The organism is Algoriphagus sp. (genome assembly GCF_013373065.1).
In the GTDB taxonomy this organism is placed as follows: Bacteria; Bacteroidota; Bacteroidia; order Cytophagales; family Cyclobacteriaceae; genus Algoriphagus.
The window spans coordinates 51850-71816 of record NZ_JABXIN010000024.1 but is presented as its reverse complement, the minus strand read 5'-3'; the positions used below and the strand labels follow the sequence as shown (position 1 = coordinate 71816).

The 19967-nt window shown below is 41.3% G+C and carries 18 protein-coding genes and 1 rRNA gene; 5 read left to right on the top strand and 14 right to left on the bottom strand.

The window, feature by feature from the left end; translation table 11 throughout:
* A 5S ribosomal RNA gene (gene rrf, locus HWE15_RS14870) occupies positions 1-99 on the top strand; the annotation flags it as partial.
* Positions 100-395: 296 nt separating this feature from the next.
* Here the strand turns inward: rrf and HWE15_RS14865 are convergent.
* From HWE15_RS14865 to lpdA, 7 genes are all read right to left on the bottom strand, one after another.
* The gene (locus tag HWE15_RS14865) at positions 396-2438 is read right to left on the bottom strand and encodes a pitrilysin family protein (protein ID WP_290508334.1); all 2043 of its coding nucleotides are present in this window, start codon (positions 2436-2438) and stop codon (positions 396-398) included.
* Positions 2439-2465: 27 nt separating this feature from the next.
* Positions 2466-3794, bottom strand: coding sequence for a pitrilysin family protein (locus HWE15_RS14860; RefSeq protein ID WP_290508333.1), 1329 nt, complete (start codon positions 3792-3794; stop codon positions 2466-2468).
* 254 nt (positions 3795-4048) lie between these two features.
* The gene (locus HWE15_RS14855; protein ID WP_290508332.1) at positions 4049-5311 is read right to left on the bottom strand and encodes a replication-associated recombination protein A; all 1263 of its coding nucleotides are present in this window, start codon (positions 5309-5311) and stop codon (positions 4049-4051) included.
* Between the two features lie 278 nt (positions 5312-5589).
* Entirely contained in the window at positions 5590-6603 is a 1014-nt protein-coding gene (locus HWE15_RS14850; RefSeq protein ID WP_290508331.1) for a low specificity L-threonine aldolase, read from the bottom strand.
* Complete coding sequence (locus tag HWE15_RS14845; protein ID WP_290508330.1) at positions 6593-7543, bottom strand: glycerophosphodiester phosphodiesterase family protein; 951 nt, start codon at positions 7541-7543, stop codon at positions 6593-6595. The genes HWE15_RS14850 and HWE15_RS14845 overlap by 11 nt, the downstream gene beginning before the upstream one ends.
* Positions 7540-7992, bottom strand: coding sequence for a DUF2721 domain-containing protein (locus HWE15_RS14840; RefSeq protein WP_290508329.1), 453 nt, complete (start codon positions 7990-7992; stop codon positions 7540-7542). Before HWE15_RS14840 ends, HWE15_RS14845 begins: the two co-directional genes overlap by 4 nt.
* 120 nt (positions 7993-8112) lie before the next feature.
* Complete coding sequence (lpdA, locus tag HWE15_RS14835) at positions 8113-9510, bottom strand: dihydrolipoyl dehydrogenase (RefSeq protein WP_290508328.1); 1398 nt, start codon at positions 9508-9510, stop codon at positions 8113-8115.
* Between the two features lie 295 nt (positions 9511-9805).
* Here lpdA and fabG point away from each other — a divergent pair, with 295 nt between their 5' ends.
* Positions 9806-10552: a 3-oxoacyl-[acyl-carrier-protein] reductase gene (gene fabG, locus HWE15_RS14830; RefSeq protein WP_290508327.1), complete on the top strand. Its 747-nt coding sequence runs from the start codon at positions 9806-9808 to the stop codon at positions 10550-10552.
* A gap of 313 nt (positions 10553-10865) precedes the next feature.
* On the opposite strand, the gene pruA is transcribed toward fabG, so the two are convergent.
* The 3 genes from pruA to HWE15_RS14815 form a co-directional block, all read right to left on the bottom strand.
* The gene (gene pruA / locus HWE15_RS14825; RefSeq protein ID WP_290508326.1) at positions 10866-12500 is read right to left on the bottom strand and encodes an L-glutamate gamma-semialdehyde dehydrogenase; all 1635 of its coding nucleotides are present in this window, start codon (positions 12498-12500) and stop codon (positions 10866-10868) included.
* A gap of 71 nt (positions 12501-12571) precedes the next feature.
* Positions 12572-13267, bottom strand: a complete 696-nt coding sequence (locus HWE15_RS14820) for a YjjG family noncanonical pyrimidine nucleotidase (protein WP_290508325.1) — start codon at positions 13265-13267, stop codon at positions 12572-12574.
* Between the two features lie 5 nt (positions 13268-13272).
* The gene (locus HWE15_RS14815; RefSeq protein WP_135076874.1) at positions 13273-13656 is read right to left on the bottom strand and encodes a helix-turn-helix transcriptional regulator; all 384 of its coding nucleotides are present in this window, start codon (positions 13654-13656) and stop codon (positions 13273-13275) included.
* A 161-nt stretch (positions 13657-13817) separates the two neighbouring features.
* On the opposite strand from HWE15_RS14815, the gene HWE15_RS14810 reads away from it, so the two are divergent.
* On the top strand, positions 13818-14408 hold the full coding sequence (locus HWE15_RS14810; RefSeq protein ID WP_290508337.1) for a carboxypeptidase-like regulatory domain-containing protein: 591 nt from the start codon (positions 13818-13820) through the stop codon (positions 14406-14408).
* Between the two features lie 42 nt (positions 14409-14450).
* On the opposite strand, the gene HWE15_RS14805 is transcribed toward HWE15_RS14810, so the two are convergent.
* From HWE15_RS14805 to HWE15_RS14795, 3 genes are read right to left on the bottom strand one after another with little or no spacing between them, the layout of a single operon-like run.
* The gene (locus HWE15_RS14805; protein WP_290508324.1) at positions 14451-14657 is read right to left on the bottom strand and encodes a GxxExxY protein; all 207 of its coding nucleotides are present in this window, start codon (positions 14655-14657) and stop codon (positions 14451-14453) included.
* Complete coding sequence (locus HWE15_RS14800) at positions 14635-14841, bottom strand: GxxExxY protein (RefSeq protein WP_290508323.1); 207 nt, start codon at positions 14839-14841, stop codon at positions 14635-14637. Before HWE15_RS14800 ends, HWE15_RS14805 begins: the two co-directional genes overlap by 23 nt.
* A gap of 39 nt (positions 14842-14880) precedes the next feature.
* Positions 14881-16479 (bottom strand): aminopeptidase P family protein, encoded by a 1599-nt coding sequence (locus tag HWE15_RS14795; protein ID WP_290508322.1) that lies wholly within the window; start codon positions 16477-16479, stop codon positions 14881-14883.
* Positions 16480-16589: 110 nt separating this feature from the next.
* Between HWE15_RS14795 and pafA the strand changes: the two genes are divergently transcribed.
* Positions 16590-18218 (top strand): alkaline phosphatase PafA, encoded by a 1629-nt coding sequence (gene pafA, locus HWE15_RS14790; protein ID WP_290508321.1) that lies wholly within the window; start codon positions 16590-16592, stop codon positions 18216-18218.
* Between the two features lie 115 nt (positions 18219-18333).
* Positions 18334-18753 (top strand): transposase, encoded by a 420-nt coding sequence (locus HWE15_RS14785; protein ID WP_367204035.1) that lies wholly within the window; start codon positions 18334-18336, stop codon positions 18751-18753.
* A gap of 34 nt (positions 18754-18787) precedes the next feature.
* Here the strand turns inward: HWE15_RS14785 and HWE15_RS14780 are convergent, their stop codons facing one another.
* Positions 18788-19951 carry a homogentisate 1,2-dioxygenase gene (locus tag HWE15_RS14780; RefSeq protein ID WP_290508320.1) on the bottom strand — a complete coding sequence of 388 codons (1164 nt, stop codon included), beginning with the start codon at positions 19949-19951 and terminating at the stop codon, positions 18788-18790.
* Positions 19952-19967: the final 16 nt, after the last annotated feature.

Sequence of the window (19967 nt, the reverse complement as noted above, 5' to 3'; positions counted from 1 at the left end):
CGCAGGGGTCCCACCTCTTCCCATCCCGAACAGAGAAGTTAAGCCCTGCAGCGCCGATGGTACTGGGGTTACACCCGGGAGAGTAGGTCGCCGCCTCATTTATCAAAAGCCCCTTACATAAGGGGCTTTTTTCGTTTATAGAGATTCTTGGAATTTCCTTTTTTGATTGATTCTCTCAGTATTATTCTTTTACATTGTTTATTGCCTACGAAAGGGGAATGAATCTCCTATTATCTTTTCAGCCCAATAGTTTTTCATGGGTCTATTCATTTAATGTTTAACCCATTTATTAAAGCATCTTTGAATTGCTGGCCTCATTCTTTTAAACCTGAAAAAAGCCCATAAAAAAACCGGAAATCATAAGACTTCCGGTTTGATATTCTTATCGATTCCAATTATTGAAAATCTTCTTCAGATAAGGTTTGGTTGATATTCAAATTTGTAACCTTTGCTTCTAATGGAACCGGGATCATTGGGGATTTGATGGTCCAGGTCATTGGCAACAATACCCCTTCTTTTTCTTGATAATCTGAATAGAATGTGTCTCCAGAAGTAGGGTTTTCGTTTTTGATCCGTAGACCGGTTTGCTCATCATAGTAATTAACCAATTTTGCACCTGAAGCTGCAGAAATGATTACTTTATAAGCAGGAGTTCCGTCCACATCTTTTAAGCCATCAAGTTCAATAGTATAGCCTAATTCTTCAATCCAAGCTTCTGGTATCAGGTAGGCATTGATTTTCGCTTCTTCCAGTTGCTGACCGGAAAGTTGTATACTTTGACCTTGCACACTGATTGATCCAGAATCTTTTTTGATTACTGAGCTTTGCATTACATTACCACCAACGGAAGTTTTTTGTGCGTAGCGACCATCAGCATCAAATACCATATCGAGCGCAAGGGCAGTACCCATCACATCTGCATTCATTGTCAAGGTTGCGGTTTTGATTGCCTGAGCCTTCTCTTTTCCGCCGATAGCTTCTAAATAATTGGCAATGACTTTCTCAGCGGTCATATTTGCATCTGCTGTCAATTCTTTCGCAGGATAACCCATGTTGTCAAACATTTTGACTTCTCCGAATTGAGCAAGTTTATCTTTGATTTCTGCTCCATTACCAACAGCTGTGATGTATAGCTTGCTAGGGTCAATTAACTTTCTTGCAGTTTGATTTATCTCATCAACAGAAAGGCTGTTTAATGTCTGAAGATAATTTTTGTAATAGTCCTTCGGTAAGTCATACCTCTCAATATTTAAGGCAAAATTTGCAATGGTTGAAGGACTCTCTAAAGAACGTCCGAATGAACCAGATAAATTTGCCTTCGCTTTTTGTAGCTCTTCTTCCGTTACACCCTCTTCCACAATTTTGTTGATTTCATGTAGAAACTCAACCACAGCAGAATCGGTTACCTCAGTTCTTACAGAGGCATTTGCTGAAAATCTACCGATTAATTTATCAGAACTGATGGATGAATAGGCTCCATAGGTATATCCTTTGTCTTCACGAAGGTTCATGAAAAGTCTAGCAGAAGAACCTCCTCCTAAGATTTGATTGAGTAATCTACTCGGAATGTAAGATTCATCTCCAATATTCAATTCTACCGGTTGGGTTACATTGATTACAGTTTGCACAGATGAGCTTCTGTCTACCAATCCAACCATTGTATTTTCACCTCGCTCAGGTTTTTTATAGTCAAAGCTTGGAACTTCTCCAGCTTCCCAAGAGGAAAAATACTTTTCTGCAATAGACTTGGCTTCTTCTAATTCCATGTCACCCACAATCGCTAGGTAGGCGATATTTGGCTTGAAAAAGGTTTGGTAATAAGCCTTAACATCATCGACTGTGATATTTTTGATCGTTTCTTCTGTCTCAACTTCTCCGTATGGATGATCTTTTCCGTAAACCATCGCAGCTGCCAGTCGGCCGGAAATAGCATTCGGGTCATCTTTGGTGGTGGCTAAACCTGTTAAACTTTGCTTTCTCAACTTTTCCAATTCATCTTGTGGAAAGCTAGGATTGTACAAGACATCGGTCATAAGTTCCAACAACTTATCTTGATGCTTTTTCAAAGAAGATCCGAAAATAGAGGTTGAAGAGGCTGAGAGACTCGCACCGATAAAGTCAATTTCTTCGTCAATTTGATCTTTTGATCTGCTTTCTGTCCCTGAAGTCAACATCTGTCCCACAAAACCCGTGAGGCCAGCTTTGTCACCTTCCAGTAAAGGATCTCTGTCTAAAATCAATGAAAAAGAGACTCTTGGTAACTTATCATTGGTAACCAAGATGACTTTCAAACCATTATCTAGCGTAAATACTTCTGCATCCCCAATGTTGATTTCAGGGGCAGGACCTGATGCTGGTAATTTGCTTCGGTCAACTTGTGCCCACGCAGTTGCCACTGTGAGGACACTAAAGAATAATAATATTGCTAATTTTTTCATGTTTTCGAAGTAGTTTAGTCTAAACAATTACTCAGTCGTTTCTTTTGGTTTCGGTAGGTAATAAAGTACTACACGACCTTCCAAATTCAAGTATTCTTTGGCTACTCGCTTGATATCCTCTTGGGTGACTTTGCTGTAGTAATCCATCACTTGATTGATATAATTGGTGTCACCATAAATGACGTGAGCTTCTGCAAGATTTTCTGCAATTCCCGAAACGGTTGAGTTTCCACTTACAATATTGTTTTCGATGATATTTTGAAGCTTTGCAAAGTCCTGATCAGAGATTCCTTCCTCCTGAACTTGCTTGATTAATTTGTCGACTTCAGCTTCGAGGTCCTCAGGAGCTACTCCCATATTCGTGATTCCATACATGATGAAAATTCCGCCGTCTTCCAATTCTAGAGGTATAGCAGCAACTGCAAGAGCCTTTTGTTGTTTGTCTACCAATTCCTTGGTCATTAGGGACGAATTTCCACCAGTCAGATAGGTAGAAAGCATCGAAAGGGCGTAGGAATCCGGATGATTTCTTGGTGGTAAATTGTAAGCTTGAATTACAGCTGGAATTTGAATATTATCATAGATAACGTCTCTGATTTCCTCCGTCTTCTTTGGCTCGGTAATGTTTGGTCTATAAATCTCTCCTTCTCCTCTAGGGATTTCTGAAAAATACGCTCGTACCCATGATTCTACTTGTGCATAGTCAATATCCCCTGCAATAACCAAAGTTGCATTATTGGGTACGTAAAACTGCTTGTAAAAATCCTGAAATTCTTCAATAGTAGCAGCGTTCAAGTGATCTAAAGAACCAATAGGTGCCCATCGATAGGGATGCTCAGAGTATGCACGCTTAAGAGTTTCAATCAAAATTGACCCATAAGGACGGTTGTCATAACTCTGTCTTTTTTCTTCTTTTACGACTTCACGCTGTGTTTCCACGCCAGTTTCATCCACTTTGGAGTGAAGCATCCGCTCACTTTCCATGTAAAGAGCCAATTCGAGTTCGTTGGATGGAAGCGTCTCATAATAAAAAGTGATATCATTCGAGGTATAGGCATTGAGTGTTCCTCCTCTACCTTGAATAATATTCATATATTCTCCTCGTTCAATATTTTCGGAACCTTCAAACATGAGGTGTTCAAAGAAATGAGCAAAACCCGTTCGCTCTGGATTTTCATTTTTTGATCCGACATGATAAAGGACCGAAGTATTGACAATCGGAGTGGAATTGTCTTGATGCATGATGACATGCAATCCATTGTCCAGAGTAAATTCTCTGAACTCAATTTTCTTTTGGGCCAGGGCCGGGACAATGGTCAAGGCAAACAGCAAGCCTAAAGCTGTGAGTTTTTTCATAATAAAAGGTTAGGATTAGTTTTATAATAGAATCGATTTCGACTTAATTTTTGTTTCATTTGTCCGCTTTCGAACAGAAGATAACTGCATAAAAACAAGTATAGAAATGACTAAATTTTCTTGTCTCGAATCAATTGCTTTTCTCTCAAACAAAAAAATTTTTCTTTCAATTAATTCTTATTTTATCTAAAAAAATACCTGATGATTTTCTATAGATTTAACTTTTACTAGATTAAATATTTCTTTTTAAAGGCTTAATACCCATATTTCCCTTTCCACCTCGCGGCCAAAAATTTCTTCATTTCACGCTCTCGAGCAGAATCTCCAGGTTCAAAAAATGTCGTTCCTTTGAGTTCATCCGGCAAATATTCCTGCTCAATAAAATTCCCTTCTCCATCATGAGAATATTTATAATTCTTCCCGTAGTTCAAATCCTTCATCAGCTTGGTAGGAGCATTCCTCAAATGAAAGGGTACCGAGAGGTCTCCCGTCTTTCTAACGAATTCCTGTGCTTTCCCAATCGCTAAATAGGAGGCATTACTCTTTGGAGAACTTGCAAGGTACGTCACACATTGTGAAAGGATAATTCGTGCTTCAGGATAGCCGATCATTTTGACCGCCTCAAAACAATTAGTGGCTAAAAGCAAGGCATTGGGGTTCGCATTACCGATATCTTCTGATGCCAAAATCACTAAGCGCCTTGCGATAAATTTGACATCTTCACCTCCTTCGATCATGCGAGCCAACCAATAGACAGCTCCATTGGGATCAGAACCCCGAATGGATTTGATAAATGCTGAAATGATGTCGTAATGTTGTTCTCCTGATTTATCATAGAGGGCAACTTTCTGCTGCGCGATTTGCATCACTTTTTCATCAGTGATCACACAGGGGTTTTCATTGATACCATCGATTACAATCTCTAAAAGATTGAGGAGTTTCCTTCCATCTCCCCCGGAAATACGAAGCAAGGCGTCGGTTTCCTTCAGTTCTACCTGGATTTTTTTCAAATCAACATCTTTCTCCAAAGCCTGTTGAATCATGGCTATCATTTCAGCCTTTCCCAAGGGATTAAGCGTAAAAACTTGACATCTTGAAAGCAAGGCTGAATTCACCTCAAATGATGGGTTTTCGGTCGTAGCTCCAATCAATCGGATGATGCCTTTTTCTACCGCTCCCAAAAGGGCATCCTGCTGGGATTTGTTGAAGCGGTGAATCTCGTCGATGAAAAGGACCACCCCCATTTGAAACTTGGCCTTTTCGATAACTTCCCTAATATCTTTGACGCCGGAATTGATTGCACTTAATGTGTAAAATGGAGCCTTGATTTCATTAGCTATAATATTCGCTATCGTAGTTTTTCCCACTCCAGGAGGCCCCCATAAAATCAAAGAAGGTACATTTCCCGACTTGATAGCTTTATAAAGGAAAGAACTTGGAGAAGAAAGATGCTCCTGGCCAATTAGATCTTCCAATCGGGTCGGGCGCATGCGTTCGGCTAAAGGAGTGGGATTCATAAGAGAGACAAGAGAGTTAGAGGCTAGAAAGTATCAGGTATCAAGAAGAGAGTATCAAGACATTACCAAATTTTACTAATGTTCAATGAGTGAATTAAAATATTCATGAAATTGGGAATTTTATCCTTTTCAGGAATTAGATTTTGCTTCTTAAAATCTGTGTAAATCCGTGCCTTATTCTGTTTAAATCTGTGGGAATAGATCGAGAATTACAAAAAAGAGGCCTTTTCAGGCATGATTGAATTCGATTATTCAGTCAAATTCTGTCTGATAAAATTTCAAATCTTTCTAATCCTTTTTCCAAATTCCTCCAAATGCTCATCCCCAAAATCCAAGTGGGTCACAAAGCGAACCAAGTCTTTTCCAAATTTTACAGATTTGATATTATGAGTATCTAACTTGCCCATAAATTCTTCCGGACTGATTCCATCCAACCTGGCAATTACAATATTGGTTGCTACCGGGAAAATTTCTGAAACGATAGGTAATTCACTCAGCATTTCTCCCAAGGAACGAGCTCGGGAATGATCTTCTTTTAATCGATCCACCTGATTATCTAAAGCGTAGATTCCTGCTGCTGCCAAAAAACCTGCCTGCCGCATGCCACCTCCAAAGACTTTTCGGACTTTTCGAGCCCGTTTGATATCTGCTTTTGAGCCCAATAAAACGGACCCCACTGGACACCCTAGACCTTTGCTCAGGCAAATGGAAATAGTGTCAAAATGAGCACCCCAATCAACAGGTTTTTCACCTGTTTCAACCAAGGCATTAAATAATCTAGCCCCGTCCAAGTGAAGCTTTTGGCCTTTTTCCTGACAGAGTTGATGAATCGGTTTGATTTCTTCTAAAGTATAAATGCTTCCTCCTCCCTTGTTCATCGTATTTTCCAAAGAAACCAAAGTCGTTTCCGGAGCATGAACATCATCCGGGTTGATAGAATCAGCGATTTGGTTTGTTTTAATTTTCCCGAAATCTCCAGGAAGTAGCTTGACCGATGCTCCGGAGTTGGCCATAATTCCACCTCCTTCATAAAGGTAAATATGGGAGTATTGGTGGCAGATGACTTCAGTTTGAAGACCTGTGTGAAGACGAATCGCGATCTGATTAGTCATGGTGCCCGAAGGGCAAAAAAGAGCTGCCTCCATTCCAAATAGCTTTGCGATTTTTTCTTCCAAGGCATTCACGGTTGGATCTTCGCCAAAGACATCATCACCCACCGGGGCGGAGAACATGGCCTCCTTCATTTCAGGTGTTGGACGAGTAACGGTATCGCTTCTAAGATCAATTAGCATGGTAGAAATAGGTTGATTTTGAACTAGTAGATGGGATTAAATTTTGAAGTGCTCGAGCTGCCTCAATGGGTCGGTCGGTAGCCAAAATATCAGCTCCATGCTGCACAAAGCTCACATAAATTTCATCTCCACGGGCTTCAGCACTTCTATCAAGATTGCCCATGGTTCCCAAAATGGTAAATACTCCTTTTTGGTGGAGCGCTTGATTAAATGAAGGGGTTCGCTCGGCTACTCCAGTAAAAGCAATCACCCGATTCCATGGAATGCCTGTTTCCTCCAATCGTTGAATTTCATCCTCATTTCGGATCGTAACAGAAAGCATTAATTCGGGAGCCAATGAATGAAGTTTTTTGGCTGCAGGAAATGTATAGGAAATCAAAGCTGCATAGGCTTCAGACTCAGTTTCTCTTACCTCCTCAATTACTTTTTCAAAAGGCACAGATCGCTTGATGTCTACAGTAAGCAGGGCTTTTCCTTTAGACCATAGCAAAGCTTCTTTCAAGGTTGGGACCTTGAATTCAGTCAACTTTCCCTCATTGTCTTCCAGAAATAGGCTTTGGATATACTCGAAAGTTACTTCGTTGACTTTTCCTGTGCCATTTGTCGTTCGGTCTAGTTCGTCATCATGCATCAAAATGAGTACAGAGTCTCGAGTCATTGCCACATCCAGCTCGATAATCGAGGGCGTGTAGGTCAAGATATTTTCAAAGGTTTCAATGGCATTTTCGGGGAAGCCAGGGTAGGGGCCACCCCGATGGGCAGAAACCATTGGGATTCGATCAGCCGTCCAAGAATAGAATTCACGTGTTTCTTCTAGGTTCAAAACACGCGTTATGTGAAGTTTTTTGGAACCGCTTTCTGATTGATTATCCTCTTGTTTGGGTGTGCAACTGCCCAGGAAAAGGAGTAGTGATAAAAAGCCCCAATTAAATATTCTCATTCTTTTTTGTTCTCTTTTTTGAAGATGAAATCCAAACTGCTTTTTCGCTTTTCGAAAATATCCTCCATATCGGATAATTCAAGATTTAAGGCTTTGGTTGAAATCAGGATTTCGATCAAGGATAAGGCCAAGGCGATCAATAGGGATCCCATGCTGCTTACAAAAACCCAGTTGGCGGCAGTGGTATATCCTTGAAACAGCAAATACATACAAACCACGCACAATAAAAAGCTGAATATTCCGAAAAGCTGCATGTTTTTGATTAGTGACAGCCTTCGACGGAGATTGTGGATTTGCTCCACTAATATCTCCTCATCCGGTTCTTCCAGAAATTTCTTATGAAGTCCTCGGATCAAACTGGCAATGGCTAAAAAGCGATTGGTAAAAGCCAGCATTAAGAGGGTAATTGCAGAAAATAATAGGGCTGGGGTGGAAAGTTGTAATTCCATTTTTTCTCAATTCAATCAAACAATATAAAGGATTTAGGAGCTTTTTACCACCAAGCAAAAGCATAAAAAAACCGGGCCATATTGACCCGGTTTGATTTATATGAATCTTGTAAATATGAATTACAAGTGAATCACTTCGTCATAAGCCGCTGCAGCCGCTTCCATCACTGCTTCTGACATAGTTGGGTGCGGGTGAACGGTTTTGATCAATTCGTGACCCGTAGTTTCCAACTTACGGATAGCTACAATTTCAGCGATCATTTCGGTTACATTCGCTCCGATCATATGAGCACCCAAAAGTTCTCCGTATTTCTTGTCAAATACCAATTTGACAAATCCATCTTTAGCACCTGCTGCGGAAGCTTTTCCAGATGCTGAGAAAGGAAACTTACCCACTCGCACTTCATATCCTGCCTCTTTGGCTTTCGCTTCGGTGTATCCAACAGAAGCGATTTCAGGAGAGCAATAGGTACAGCCTGGAATATTATTGTAATCCAGCGGATCTGGATTTTGTCCGGCAATTTTTTCAACACAAATAATCCCCTCGGCAGAAGCCACGTGTGCCAAAGCTGGTCCAGGAACCACATCACCAATGGCATAGTAACCCGGCATATTGGTCTTGTAGTATTCGTCTACTTTGATTTTTCCTTTTTCAACCAAAATCCCCACATCTTCCAAACCGATGTTTTCCAAATTGGAAACGACACCGACTGCGGAAAGAACCACGTCGCACTCGAGTACCTCTTCACCTTTGGCAGTTTTAACAGTTACTTTGCAGCCTGTACCTTTGGTATCTACTGCCGTAACTTCAGAAGAAGTCATGATCTTCATTCCGGCTTTTTTATAAGTTTTTTCCAAAGCCTTAGAAACCTCCACGTCTTCTACTGGGACGATTCGATCCATGAATTCTACGATGGTAACTTCGGTTCCGATGGAATTGTAGAAATAAGCGAATTCAACTCCGATAGCTCCTGAGCCTACGACAACCATTTTCTTTGGTTGCTTTTCTAATGTCATCGCTTTCCGGTAGCCAATGATTTTTTTATCGTCAATTTTCAAGGCAGGAAGCTCACGGGATCTCGCGCCAGTAGCGATAATAATATTATCTGCGGAATAGACAGTTTTCTTACCCTCTTGGTCTGTTACTTCTACTTTTTTACCCGGCTGGATTTTTCCCCATCCCGCGATAATTTCGATTTTGTTTTTCTTCATCAAAAACTGCACGCCCTTACTCATGCCATCCGCTACTCCCCGGCTTCGTTTTACCATTCCTTCGAAATCAGCTTTGGCATCTTTCACGGAAATTCCATAGTCGTTGGCGTGATTGATGTATTCAAAAACTTGCGCGCTTTTCAGCAAAGCTTTGGTAGGAATACAACCCCAGTTGAGACAGATTCCGCCGAGTTCTGCTGCTTCTACAATGGCAGTTTTCAGTCCGAGTTGAGAAGCGCGGATCGCCGCTACATACCCTCCAGGTCCGCTTCCCAGCACGATCAAGTCAAATTTAGATGAAGACATATCTTGTTGGATTTTAGTACGATTTTCAAACTATGCAAAAATAGGCCTTTTGGTTTCAGAAAAAAATTGAAAGAAAGGGGCTTAGTTAGGAGAAAACAGAAGATCCGAAACGTATCAAAATACATGCTTAAATAATTTTGGAGCTTTTCTGAAAATCCATTCGAAAATTTGGTTTAGAGGGCTCTTACCAATTTTTTAATAGGAGAATCGTCAATGAATCAGATGTCGGGAAAGAAACGCCTGATTCTATCGGCTTTTTTTCTAATTTTGAAATCAAACAAAATTCACGAAATCCATGGGATTACTTTCAGGAAAAACGGCACTTATCACAGGTGCTTCCAAAGGAATTGGTAGAGCAATCGCCATCAAATACGCTCAAGAAGGCGCAAATGTCGCATTCACCTACCTTTCTTCGGTAGAGAAGGGGCAAGCTTTAGAGTCTGAATTGGCTGAATTTGGCGTAAAAGCAAAAGGCTATCGCTCAGATGCTTCCGATTTCAAAGCTGCTGAAGAATTAGTCAATAATGTAGTCGCTGACTTCGGAGGCTTGGATATTTTGGTTAACAATGCAGGAATTACCCGGGACAATTTGTTGATGCGAATGACTGAGGAGTCCTGGGATGAAATCATGAATGTAAACTTGAAGTCCTGCTTCAATACCGTGAAGGCTGCCACAAGAACCATGATGAAGGCCAAGTCAGGTTCCATCATCAATATGACTTCTGTGGTAGGAGCAAAAGGAAATGCTGGTCAAGCCAACTATGCAGCTTCTAAAGCTGGAATTATCGGATTCACCAAATCTGTAGCCTTGGAATTGGGATCAAGAAATATCCGTTGCAATGCCATTGCGCCGGGATTTATAGAGACAGAGATGACTGAGGTTTTGGATGAAAAGACTGTGCAAGGCTGGAGAGATGCCATCCCAATGAAAAGGGGAGGAAAGCCGGAAGAGATCGCCGATGCTTGTGTATTCTTAGGCTCAGATATGAGCACCTACATTTCTGGACAAGTGCTTCATGTGAACGGGGCAATGTATACTTAAGTACGAAATACGAAGTTTGAAATACGAACGGCTGGAGAGATTCAGCCGTTTTTTTGTCCCCTCAGATAAGCACAGAAAAAGTCACAGATTCACGAAGATAAATAAAAAAAAGAATTTCTGAGAAAATCTATGTTTTTGATCTGTGAATAGCTGTGGGAAACAAAAAAGCCCCGATCCCGATTTTATCGGTACCGAGGCTTTTGATTTGTTTGAACAGTCACCCTGAGCGGAGTCGAAGGGTTTTCCTAATTGTTTTTAATCTTAACGAAAGAGATCTTTGATTTCCGATGCTTTTCGGGACCTGAAGGTCGAATTAATCCTCTCCCAAAAACGGATATCTGTAGTCGGTTGGAGATACAAAGGTTTCCTTGATCGTACGTGGAGAAACCCAACGAAGCAAGTTGATCATGGAACCCGCTTTGTCGTTTGTTCCAGAAGCTCTTGCTCCACCGAATGGTTGCTGTCCTACGACCGCACCAGTTGGCTTGTCATTGATGTAGAAGTTACCTGCAGCGTTACGCAACTTGCTTGTTGCCATTTCAACAGCATAGCGATCTTGAGAGAAAATGGCTCCTGTCAAAGCATAAGGGGAAGTCTGATCCACCAATTCCAATACAGTCTCGAAGTGCTCAGCATTGTAAACGTAAATACTCAAAACCGGACCGAAGATTTCCTCGCACATGGTTGTGTACATCGGGTCTTGAGTCACCAAAACTGTAGGCTCGATGAAGTAGCCTTTGGATTTGTCATAGTGTCCACCTGCGATGATTTCCACGCCTGGAGCAGCCTTCGCATTGTCGATATACTTGGCGATTTTATCAAAAGCCTTTTCGTCGATAACTGCATTAATGAAGTTGGTGAAATCTTCTGTGCCTCCCATTTTCATAGAAGCTAGATCCTCCAACAAATACTTTTTAACATCATCCCAAAGATTGGATGGAATGTAAGCTCGGGAAGCCGCAGAACATTTCTGTCCTTGATATTCAAAAGCACCTCTGGAAAGTGCAACTGCAACGGCTTTAGGATCTGAGGATTTATGTGCCAAAACAAAATCCTTTCCGCCAGTTTCTCCGACAATTCTTGGATAGGATTTATAAAGTTTGATGTTTTCGCCAATAGTCTTCCAGATGTGTTGGAATACACCTGTAGAACCTGTGAAATGGATACCGGCAAAATCAGGATGCTTGAAAATGATATCCCCGGTTGTCGGCCCGTCCACATAGATTAAGTTGATTACCCCATCCGGTACGCCTGCTTCCTTGAATACCTCCATCAGCACATTCGCTGAGTAGATTTGCGTGAATGCCGGTTTCCATACGATGGTATTTCCCATCATGGCTGCTGAAGTTGGCAGGTTACCGGCAATGGCCGTAAAGTTGAATGGTGTCAAGGCAAAAACGAAGCCCTCTAAGGGTCTTTGCTCAACTCTGTTCCAAACTCCATTTCCAGAAACAGGTGGTTGCTGGGAATAGATCTCGGTCATATATTTTACATTGAAGCGTAGAAAATCGATGATCTCGCATGCAGCGTCAATTTCAGCCTGGAACGCATTTTTGGATTGCCCCAACATGGTGGCAGCGTTGATTTTTGCTCGGTAAGGTCCAGCTAACAAATCAGCAGCTTTCAAGAAAATGGCTGCACGCTGTTCCCAAGCAAGATTTTCCCAAGCTTCCTTCGCTCCCAAAGCCGCGTTGATAGCCTGCTCAACATGTGAAGCATCTCCTTCATGGAAATGACCTAAAATGTGCTGATGATCATGTGGAGGAGACAAAGGACGGGTTTTTCCTGTTCGTACTTCCTCACTTCCGATGTACATGGGTACATCTACTTGAGTAGCCCGAAGTTCGGCTAGCTTAGCCTGCAACTCTTTTCGCTCTGGGCTACCAGGGGCGTATGATTTTACCGGCTCATTGACTGGAGTCGGTACGTTGAAAAATCCTTTTAACATGCTATTTGGAGTTTATGTGATTCTGAATGGTCAAAGATAAGGTTTCCTGCTCGAACAGGCAGTGATTTAGCTTACAAAAGCGACTCTAATTCTCGTAGATGTTTGATTTCATAGGTGGGTTGTAGGTCTATTATTTTTCCTTCGGGGTTGAAAAAGACCTGGTCAATAGCTGCTCGCTGGGCTCCCAAAATATCAGAAAGGGGATTGTCTCCGATCATCAGGCAATGTTCCGCTTGCGCATTCAGTTTTTTCAAGGCGTAAAAAAAGATCCTTGGATCGGGCTTTTTATGTCCAGTTGTTTCGGAGGTAACCACCAATTCAAAAAACACATCCAAGCCAGATGATTTCATCTTTTTTGCTTGGGATTCATTGAATCCATTGGTGATGACGTGGATTTGATACTTTTCCCGGAGGTAGCTCAAAATCTCCTTAGAGTAGGGGAAAACATGCGGTTTGCTTGATGTTCGATGCATGAAGTCTTCTTCGAACTCAACAGGAATGGCATCCGATCTTCCTCCGGCATGGTTAAAAATTCGTGGAAATCGTTCCTTACGTAGATTGTGCTTGTCGATTTTCCCTTCATTATACCAATCCCACAATTGGAAGTTAACGGCATGAAATGCTTCGAAGAATTTTTCAAAAGAAGAAATGCCTAAGTCATGCAATCCATAAATCTCATAAAGCTCCTGTAAGGATTCTGTCACATTTCGGTCATAGTCCCAGAGCGTATGGTCCAGGTCGAAGAAAAGGTGTTGGTACGTTTTCAAAGGAATTAGCGTCGGTATTGATTGTTTTGAATTTTGTTGATAGCCAGTTCTCGGTTGGATTTCAGGATTTCATAGGTTTCTTGATCCTTGAGGAGACTGGGGTCTTTTTGGATAAACTTAAAAATCTGCTGAATGATTTCGAGATACTCCTCTAAAATGTAATAAAACACCCATTGGTCGACTCGACGACTTCCAAGTAGGCCGGCATTTTTTAAAGAAATCAAATGGCGACTGGTTTTTGTTTGGGTAAAATCTAAAATCAGTTCCAGATCGGAGATGCTCAATTCCTTATTGAGTAGGAGCAAATGAATGATTCGGATACGCGCTTCCTCTCCCAAGGCCTTGAAAATTCGCAATCCATAATTTAAACTGATATTTTTGAGCCTCATTAGTAAGTTTTAACGCTGATTTGCTGGTGAAATTAAAAAATCAAGCGAAATTTCAGGTATTGGAATTTGTATTCAGCAAATTAGCTGAGAATTTAAGTATCAGATTTGTGAAAAAGACCGCCTTACTGTCCTCCTTGTTTTTTATTCTTTTTCTGTTTGGTGTGGGAGAATTGAAAGCCCAAGATCGCCAAGACAGAAAAGTCATTCAATTATCCGGAATTATTTTGAATGCGGATAGTACTGATGCGGTACCGGGAGTTAACATTTATGTTCCCAAAAAAGGAAGAGGAACCAGTAGTGGGCGTTTTGGTTATTTTTCTATGCCTGTCTTAGAAGGAGATAGTGTGGTCTTTAGTTTCATCGGCCTCAAGCGGCAATCCTTTAAAGTTCCCGAAAATGTGGAGGACGACCGAATCAGCTTGATCCTGACGATGGAGGTAGATGAGATTGCATTGGCGGAGGTGGAAGTAACTCCTTATCCTACAGAAAAAGAATTTAAAGAGGCGGTGCTTGCCATGTCAGTAGTGGATCCGATGACCATCAGTGGTTCCAATATGAGTCCGGAGATGTTGCTTCGATGGGCTGAAGCCATGCCTGCATCAGGGAACGAAAACTTCCGCTATTTCCAACAAGGGTTGATGCAACAAAATCAAGATCTCTATGGGCCTAGACCGCTGCGACTTTTGGATCCGTTTGCCTGGGCACAATTTATCCGATCCATTAAGCGGGGCGACTTGAAAAGCAGGGATTAAAAATGAGGCTCGCCAAGACGCAAAGGCGCAACGATTAGATCATTATAATCCATTTAAAATTCTCTTGATGCCGTTTTTTAAAAGAGCTTCATTAAAATTTAGAAGTAGTCCAAGTTTTAGGTTTGTTAATTTTAAATAGGTTAGTAATTGCTTTGCATGAACGGGAGCTAGAATTTGAACTGATTTAATCTCAACTATCACCTTTTCGTTTACAATTAAATCAGCTCTAAAACCTTTTTCGAAAACCATTCCATCCCATTCTAAAGAAAAAAGAAATAGGTTCTTGACTTTTAACTTCTAAACCAGATTTTTTTAGCTCATGAATTAGGACTTTTTCATAGATGGATTCTAAAAGTCCAGGCCCTAATTCTCGGTGAATTAAAAATGCCTTATCAAGAATAATTTTGGCAATATCATTTTCTAAATAGTTCATTTATTTCAAAAGCTGCGTCGTCGCGCCGCAGCGAGATTTTTAATCGATTTCGGGAAGCACCCAGTTTTCCAATACACTAGGAATGCGCATCATTTGTTCTATGCCAGCAACAGTCCGAGGGGCATCTCCTGAAAGATTGACCGGTCCTTCTGGGGAAATAAGAATATCATCTTCAATTCGGACCGCAATTCCCCACCATTTCGGGTCGCAGTCGCTTCCTTCTGGGATGTAAATTCCAGGCTCGACCGTCAATACCATCCCTTCTTTCAATGGGCCATAACCTCCCCGGTCATGCACATCTAAACCCAAATGATGGCTGGTCCCATGGGGGAAATAATTATGGCGTTGACCTTTTTTAATAATTCCCAATTCAGCCAATCCTTCATTGATAATTTCACGAGTTACTCTCCCGATTTCGCTGAACTCAACTCCTGGTTTGCAAAGTTCAATACCCGCTTCTTGAGATTTCAAAACCAATTCATAAATGGCCCGTTCTTCCGGACTGAATTTTCCACTAACTGGAATTGTCCGTGTGACATCGGCAGTGTAGCCTCTCCATTCTGCTCCCAGATCCATTAATACCAATCGTTCATTGATATGCGCCATATCATTTTCGATGTAGTGAAGAATGCATCCGTTATTACCGCCTCCTACAATTGAAGGATAACCAATTCCCTCTGCACCATATCGTTTGTATATGAATTCATGGATCCCTTGGATTTCACGTTCCGACATTCCCGGTTGAGTAGCTTTCATTACCTCGATTTGTCCTACTGCAGAGATTTTTGCAGCCTTTTGCAAAAGCTTGATTTCTTCAGCAGTTTTCACTTCCCGAAGCTGATCCATCATTTGTGATAAGGCAAAAACGTCTGTTTTATTCTCAGGAACCTTATTTTTCACCTCCATCCGCTGTTCTGGAGTTTCTGCTTTCAAAAAGTCCTGCAATACCGGGTCTTTCTCGATTTCTGGATAGCGCTGTCTGTATCGACCAATAATCTGAGCTACATTCGCTGAGTTTTCGATATCAGTTGCACGAATTAAATTATACATCTGCAGGGTAACCTCGCTTCCTTCTTCAGGATAATTCGAATTCTTTTTGAAAGTTGATACCATTCGCCGTAGTGGAGCATTGGCAGAACTTCCTTCGATTTCCATGGTCAAGCTTAGTGTGAGGATTTTATCAAAATCCGCTGCGTTTAATTGTGGTTTTTTGCCAAAATCTTCAAAAAGATATACTTGATCAAAGCCTAAAAGCTCTCGAACGCCTTCCTGACCTAACCGTTTTCCATTCCACATTTCGGCACGAGGATCTCGCGGCTGTACATAGATTAATTCATCGGTTTCGATACCTTCAAGTTGGCGCTTTTCTGAGAAAATAATCAAAGCAGCATTAGGCTCCCTAAAACCTGTCAAATAGAAAAAATCGGTATCAGGATGGTAAATAAAATCCACATCATTCGACCTGTTTTTCACTGGATTGTTAAAAAAAATAGCCATGCTATTGGCGGGCATAAGCTTTCGCAATTCATCCCGTCGTTCCCGATGCCATTCTGCCGACAGGCCATCTTTAAAATAAGATTGGCTGAAAATTGGGGTAATGGCTAAAAATAGAATAGAAAATAATAAGAGTCGTTTCATCTGAATAGGGTGAGTTTTTGTTCTAAGATGTAGGCTTTCTTCCATTTAACAAAGTATTAATAATTCAAACGGAGGATATGCTTATCTTTGACATGCTAAAAATTCTAAAAATGAAAAGATATAGCCTTTTAGTATTCATCATTACTTCCCTCTTTACTGGGCTTCAAGCTCAACAAGCTTCCGAAAAACCAAAATTGGTCGTCGGAATTATCGTCGATCAAATGCGCCAAGATTATCTCTATAAATTCGCTGATCGATATGGTGAGGGTGGTTTTAAGCGACTCATGAAGGAAGGCTTTATGATGAAGAACGGGCATTACAATTATATCCCAACTTATACTGGCCCTGGTCATGCTTCTGTTTATACAGGTACCACGCCGGCCACTCATGGTGTCATTGCGAACAGTTGGTATGTACGCTCCTTGAATCGGTCCATTTACTGTGCAGAGGATTCCACCGTCTACAATATCGGAGGAAGCCTCAATGCTGGGAAAATCAGTCCTAGGAATCTCTTAACCACCACCATAACTGACGAACTTCGATTCTCAACCAACAAGCGATCCAAGGTAGTTGGAATTGCTATAAAAGACCGTGGAGCTAGTTTGCCAGCAGGTCACTTGGGTGATGCGTATTGGTTTGATAGTGGAACAGGGGAGTTTATGACTTCTTCTTATTACATGGAGGATCTACCAGCTTGGGTTAAGCAATTCAATGAAAAACAACTGGCTCAGCAATATCTTCAGAATACATGGGAACCGCTTTATACAGTGGATAGCTATGTCAATAGTATCGATGATAACAATGAGTTTGAGGCACCATTTATTGGAAAGGATACCCCAACTTTCCCCTATGAACTTCCAAGTTTGATGGAAAATAATGGGGGCTTAGGTCTTATCGCTTCTACACCTTTTGGAAATACTTTGACCCTGGATTTTGCGCTGGCCGCCATTGAAGGAGAGGGCCTTGGAAAAGGAGAGGAGACCGATTTTCTAGCAGTAAGTTTTTCTTCCCCGGATTACATCGGACATCGATTTGGTCCTACTTCCATCGAGCTAGAGGATAATTATTTGCGCTTGGACCAGGAGTTTGAACGATTTTTGAAATACCTCGATGAGCACTATGGAAAAGGAAATTATTTGGTCTTCCTTTCTGCTGATCACGGAGTGGCAGATGTGGCCACCTATATGGAAAGTGAAAATGTTCCAGCAGGAAACCTCAATATCGGATATGTGAGAGGGCAGTTAATGGGATTTGCGAATCAATCTTATGGAGAAGGAGATTGGATTGAAAATGTATCCAATGAGCAGATATTTCTTAACCATCGGTTGATTCGGGAAAAGGGGTTGGAGTTAAGCAAAGTACAGGATGATATCGCAAATTTTGTATTGCGTTTCAAAGGCGTAAAAGAAGCCTACACGGCACATTCTATAAAAAATGCTGAATTTCAAACCGGAAGACCTCATTTGTTACAAATGGGTTACAATCACAAAGCCTCTGGAGATGTGCTCCTTGTTTTGGAACCGGCTTGGTTGACGGGAGGTGCAAGAGGGACTTCTCATGGAACAGGTTTTACTTATGACACCCATGTTCCTATCCTGTTTTTTGGATGGAATGTTCCGGCAGGAAGTAGCAGTCGTTATGCCACGGTGACAGATATCGCTCCGACACTTTCAATGATGCTTCAGATAAGATTACCAAATGGAGCTACGGGACAACCCATCCTTGAGATTTTGGAATAAAAGAGATACATCAAAATTAGAAATTCCCAATCCGAATCCGGTTTGGGAATTTTTTTGGATTCAGTCCTGATAGTGCCTAGGATGATTTTTATACTTAAATTGGGTACTTTCATTGATGGATATGAGTCATTCAAACTCGGAAATATGGATTCATTGGGTTTTTGTATCAAAGGAAAGTAAGCCTATAATTGATTTTTCAAAAAGAGAGGCGCTTTCCCAAACCTTGGAAAAATTCATTGAAGATTTTGGAAATTCTCATGGTATGTTTTCCGTTTTGAACGATCATTTTCACTTGTTGATCAAGCTTCCATTTAAAACTTCTCCCGATGATTTTGCAAACAACCTCAAACTTCAAATTCAAGAAGGCTTAAAGGGATCAGGAGTAAAGGATGATTTTTTGGATTGGAAATCGGACCCCTATGCATATTCAGTAAGTTTGAATCAGCTGAGTGCCGAGAAAAATTACATCCTTAGGCAAGATCAAAAACATCAACAGGTTAGTCTTTTGGAAGAGCTTAAATTTTTTGGGATGTAAATGAAAAAGGCCGGAAAAACCGGCCTTTAGATATTTAATCGGTCCAACTCATGGGATAATTTTTGTCCACAAATTCCAAAGCATCGGTGGTGATTTGAAGTGGTCTAAAGGTGTCCAACATCACCGCATATTCTTCCGTTTCTTTAGCTCCAATAGATTTCTCAACCGTGCCTGGATGTGGGCCATGCGGAAGGCCGCCCATATGGATAGTGAAGGATCCTCGATCAATTCCTCTTCGACTCATAAATTCACCTTCAGCATAATAAAGCACCTCATCGGAATCAATATTGGAATGATTATATGGGGCAGGAATAGCCAAAGGATGATAGTCAAATAATCTTGGAACAAAGGAACAAATCACAAATCCCCAAGCCTGGAAGGTTTGGTGTACGGGTGGTGGCTGATGAATTCGGCCCGTGATCGGTTCAAAGTCATAAATGGATAGGGCATATGGATATAAATAGCCATCCCAACCGACAATATCTAAGGGGCTGTGTGCATAGGAATACTGATGAAGCATTCCTTGCTTTTTGATTTGAACCAAATAATCTCCCTTCTCCCGTTCGATATGCAATTCATGTGGAGGTCGAATATCCCGCTCACAATATGGAGAATGCTCCAGCAACTGGCCTACCTCATTTCGATAGCGCTTCACTGTTTCGATTGGCCCGTGCGATTCAATGATCAACAAGCGAAGTGGACCTTCTTCTTCAAATTCGAAGCGGTAAATGGTCGTTCTCGGAATTACGATATAATCCCCTTTTCTAACTTCCAATTTACCAAACTGGGAATATAGGATTCCCGCTCCATCATGGATGTAGATGAGTTCATCCCCATCTGCATTTTTGAAATAATAATCCATTTTTCGCTGCTCAGGCGAACAGATGCCCATCATGACATCATTATTCATCATGAGCATTCGGCGTGCGGATAGATAATCCTTACCAGTAGTTCCTACACCAGAAGTTTTGAGATGAGTCTGCTGCAATCCATGATCTTTTGCGATATCCCATTTGTAGGGTTTGGGCTCTCCGATGGATTTTACTTCGTTTGGATTATAAATGTGATACAAGTTAGAGTAGATTCCAGAAAAACCTTTGGAGCTGACCAATTCTTCCTTGTATAGGCTACCGTCAGGTTGGCGAAATTGAATGTGCCGTTTCGGAGGAATCTGACCTAATCGATGATAATATGCCATGTTTATTTGGGTTTAT

What these genes read in the sequence shown, in the direction of transcription:
- HWE15_RS14865 (WP_290508334.1), bottom strand. Translation starts at nt 2,438, where the DNA reads ATGAAAAAATTAGCAATATTATTATTCTTTAGTGTCCTCACAGTGGCA.
- HWE15_RS14860 (WP_290508333.1), bottom strand. Translation starts at nt 3,794, where the DNA reads ATGAAAAAACTCACAGCTTTAGGCTTGCTGTTTGCCTTGACCATTGTC.
- HWE15_RS14855 (WP_290508332.1), bottom strand. Translation starts at nt 5,311, where the DNA reads ATGAATCCCACTCCTTTAGCCGAACGCATGCGCCCGACCCGATTGGAA.
- HWE15_RS14850 (WP_290508331.1), bottom strand. Translation starts at nt 6,603, where the DNA reads ATGCTAATTGATCTTAGAAGCGATACCGTTACTCGTCCAACACCTGAA.
- HWE15_RS14845 (WP_290508330.1), bottom strand. Translation starts at nt 7,543, where the DNA reads ATGAGAATATTTAATTGGGGCTTTTTATCACTACTCCTTTTCCTGGGC.
- HWE15_RS14840 (WP_290508329.1), bottom strand. Translation starts at nt 7,992, where the DNA reads ATGGAATTACAACTTTCCACCCCAGCCCTATTATTTTCTGCAATTACC.
- lpdA (WP_290508328.1), bottom strand. Translation starts at nt 9,510, where the DNA reads ATGTCTTCATCTAAATTTGACTTGATCGTGCTGGGAAGCGGACCTGGA.
- fabG (WP_290508327.1), top strand. Translation starts at nt 9,806, where the DNA reads ATGGGATTACTTTCAGGAAAAACGGCACTTATCACAGGTGCTTCCAAA.
- pruA (WP_290508326.1), bottom strand. Translation starts at nt 12,500, where the DNA reads ATGTTAAAAGGATTTTTCAACGTACCGACTCCAGTCAATGAGCCGGTA.
- HWE15_RS14815 (WP_135076874.1), bottom strand. Translation starts at nt 13,656, where the DNA reads ATGAGGCTCAAAAATATCAGTTTAAATTATGGATTGCGAATTTTCAAG.
- HWE15_RS14805 (WP_290508324.1), bottom strand. Translation starts at nt 14,657, where the DNA reads ATGGTTTTCGAAAAAGGTTTTAGAGCTGATTTAATTGTAAACGAAAAG.
- HWE15_RS14800 (WP_290508323.1), bottom strand. Translation starts at nt 14,841, where the DNA reads ATGAACTATTTAGAAAATGATATTGCCAAAATTATTCTTGATAAGGCA.
- HWE15_RS14795 (WP_290508322.1), bottom strand. Translation starts at nt 16,479, where the DNA reads ATGAAACGACTCTTATTATTTTCTATTCTATTTTTAGCCATTACCCCA.
- pafA (WP_290508321.1), top strand. Translation starts at nt 16,590, where the DNA reads ATGAAAAGATATAGCCTTTTAGTATTCATCATTACTTCCCTCTTTACT.
- HWE15_RS14785 (WP_367204035.1), top strand. Translation starts at nt 18,334, where the DNA reads ATGGATATGAGTCATTCAAACTCGGAAATATGGATTCATTGGGTTTTT.
- HWE15_RS14780 (WP_290508320.1), bottom strand. Translation starts at nt 19,951, where the DNA reads ATGGCATATTATCATCGATTAGGTCAGATTCCTCCGAAACGGCACATT.